This is a genomic window from Cedecea colo (genome assembly GCF_011808225.1).
Classification (GTDB): Bacteria; Pseudomonadota; Gammaproteobacteria; order Enterobacterales; family Enterobacteriaceae; genus Dryocola; species Dryocola colo.
The window spans coordinates 1-3,282 of record NZ_SOYS01000019.1 but is presented as its reverse complement, the minus strand read 5'-3'; the positions used below and the strand labels follow the sequence as shown (position 1 = coordinate 3,282).

The 3,282-nt window shown below is 43.6% G+C and carries 3 protein-coding genes; all 3 read right to left on the bottom strand.

Translation table 11 applies throughout. From position 1 onward, the window contains the following. Nucleotides 1-443 (bottom strand): PTS transporter subunit EIIB (locus E2L00_RS21225; protein WP_167615030.1); only part of this gene is annotated, 443 nt, incomplete at its 3' end. 393 nt (nt 444-836) lie between these two features. Beyond that, nucleotides 837-2,435, bottom strand: coding sequence for a carbohydrate porin (locus tag E2L00_RS21220; RefSeq protein WP_167615028.1), 1,599 nt, complete (start codon nt 2,433-2,435; stop codon nt 837-839). A 223-nt stretch (nt 2,436-2,658) separates the two neighbouring features. Then, on the bottom strand, nt 2,659-3,282 hold a 624-nt coding region (locus E2L00_RS21215), incomplete at its 5' end, for a PTS sugar transporter subunit IIC (protein WP_167615026.1).

Here is a 3,282-nt window from a genome sequence, read left to right as displayed (position 1 = left end):
GTGCCGATGCTGTCCAGCACTTTATATGTGGAAGTGTCTTTGCTTAACCATCCCACCATATCGAGGATAATCAGCAATGATTTCAGGACCCCGCCTCCGGCAATCGCAGGAACGAGCGGCTGGAAAACGCTAATCACGAAATCGACAATGACCGCTCCCCATTTCTTCCTGGTGGGGAGCCGATCGCCGGTAGTCTGTTTACCGGCAACAAGCTTTTTAAGCGCATTGCAGACGTCTGCGACTTCTTTGCCGATAATGATTTGGCACTGCACATTGACTCTGACGCCAATCACGCCCGGTAGTTTTTCAAGTGCGGATTTATCGACTAATTTGTTGTCATAAAGGCTGAGCCGGAGCCGGGTAGAGCAGTGCTCAATATGCTCAATATTGCCAGGCCCGCCAATCAAATCAATGATCTGTCGGCCTGTATTCTCGTAGTCCATCTGATGCCTCTTATGCAAAAAAAAAGACCCGAAGACCTCCCTTTTTATAGGGAATTCTTCAGGTCTTGCCTGCTTTACCAGTTACATGCCTGTACTACTAATTAATCATTAATATAATTTGAGCTTTGGAATATCAATAGTCATTAATATGTTTTTTTCGAATTGTGATAAAGATAACAAAATCCTGAGTCACCGACGAAAACGTATACAATTACTACAACCATAATCAGATATTGAACAATAATCCCAAAATCACATGTATGAAAGTACTCCAGGCAATAAGCTTCTGGTAACTAGTTAATTACCCACTTAATTTATGGGCAATGCCATTTGAAAAATTTCACAATTTAAGGAGTTCAAAGTTGTGGTTCAGTTAGAAAATTAATCAGTGAATCACCACCAAACTTCTGCCTGCGCACCAATAGCCAACTGATCTTTTTTGTTATCAGTGAATTCGAAGCTGGAAATATCGTTCTGATTAGCACGCAAATATGTCATATAGAATCTCAGTTCTGGCCTGGAAGTCAGAATGGACGTATTTACTTTCAATGCGTGATAAATCGTTGCTTTATAACCAGATTCGGTAAAAGTCTCCTCTTGTACTTTGTTTTCCTGACGGAACCAACCTAATTCGATGCCCGTTTGGTTATAATTGTCCCAGATGTAAGCTGGACGTACGACAGCACGATAACTTTCGAAATCAGTGTGTGCACCGGTATCGTAGCTATAAATATCATTACCGTTAGAGTAAACAAGAGCATGGGCAACTATAGTATCTTTCGTAGGGTAAAACTCGCCCTGGGAAATTAGCCTGAATGCTGTCCCGTTAGTATGATTGCCGTAGTAATTATCACCATTTCCATAGGAAGGGTTGGCTCCAGATATACGTGCGAATGCGCTTGCAATCGAGTTATCTGCAACCTGGAATGTTAATTCATCATAGCCACCGGACTTAAATTTCTGCCTGATAATTGCTCCGGCAAGCCAGGCATCCTTCACATGATAATAGTTACCATCAGATTCTCCGGATTTGACCGTATCTGATTTGTTCGCAGCTGCGTAACGGCCATCAAGCTCTAGTGTGGCATTTTCCCAAAGCGGAAGTTCACGGTAACGCATGTCAACCGTATTGCTGTTTACCTGCACCGTTTTACCGGAGGTACTGTAATCAACAGCTCGGGCATCCAGATCCTGGCGTACAACGGAGATGTTAAATTTCCCTGGTCCCATCTTCCAGTTTTCAATACCTAAACCAGCGCCGCTGTCTGTTCTGACACTTTTCCAGTCGAGCATCTGAATTTCGTACTTCGGTAAATAGTGTTTACCTACCCAGAAATCTGCTTCGGGTGCGAAGTTCAGGAAACCTTTTGTTGTCAGATAGATATCAGAGAACTGGAGTACATTTTCAGTGCTCTTATCGAAAACAGCGTTCCCGTATTGTTCACCAACGTTACCATCCAGCATAACGACAGCATGTGCAGTTTTACCATCCTGGTCGTACACTTTCTGCTTGAGTTGAAGATCGAACCACGAAGTATATTCGTTACCGAAACGGCCAAGAGAGCCAATAGCATATTCTTTTGGCGAGCCATGATTGGCAGTCCCCCAACCAGAGCGGAAATAACCATTATAAGAGAACCCAATATCGTTTTTAACAAAGTTACTAATGTCTTTCAGCGTAAGGGTATTATTAACTTTAGTTGCGCCGTTATTGGCTGTTTTGTTGCTATTACTCGATGCAATTGCAGCAGAGGTTGCAGAAGCAGTATTTGTAGTTGGTTGATAATTTTTATCTGCTGAATTAACCATATTCTTATTCGCGGCATTGGCTTGCTTATATTTGGTTAATTCTGCTTTTGTACTGTTTAACTCCGCAGTATTTTCTTGGAGTTTTTTCTCAAGTAAGGCAAGTCTCTCTTCTACCGTTAAATTCTGTCCGTAAGCATTGCTGAACATAGCAGAGATAAGACAAAATAAGAGCGTCTTTTTCATATTTTAAATTCACATGTAAATTACAGGGATAAAAAGTGCATATTTAAATAAGGAATACGCACCGTTTCTCTAAGGCGAAAATATACATAGCGCGCCAGTGTATGTAGCCTGATATTTCCGTAACTATTTAACTCCAGTGAGATGGAGGAATTCTTCGCATTAACCTTGAATGCAGAAATGTGAGATTGCTTTCAGAAGCTATTTGCTTATCTTGGCCCCTCGATCAATTCTGATTCGCAACTTGAACGGATCCTTCTCTTGCCTTATCTCGCCACAACATCAATGTAGTTACAAAAGTTAATGCGAATGACAGCACTGCCCCGGCAAAAGCGTATATGAGGTTATTTGGGTTATCGGGAGCGGCGAAAATTGAAATGCTTGCCAGGCTTGGCCCGACAAGAGCAAAGGCCGCGACAGCCATGTAACTTAAAAAACCGCCGCCTATCACGCTGCCGATAACCACAGCATACAGGACCTTTTTATTTAATAAGGTAATACCATAGAGCGCGGGTTCCGTGATGCCGCAAAGAGCAGATAGCCCGGATGAGAGCGCAGTGGATTTCATGCTTTTGTCTTTGCTTTTAATCGTAATGGCAAGGCAGGCACCGGCTTCGGCAATGTTATGAGCCAGCGATGCAGGCAGATATAACGTCTCGCGTCCGAACTGACCCATGGCAGCTACGGCATAGGGCAGCAAAGGCTTGTGCATCCCGGCTGCCACGATAAAAGGCAGAGCACCGGCAAGCACTGCTGTGGCAACAAAACCGAATTTGCCATACAGCCAGAGGATCGCTGTCGCGAGTGCTGATCCCAGCTCGTAACCTAACGGCCCGAGAAACCCGAGAAA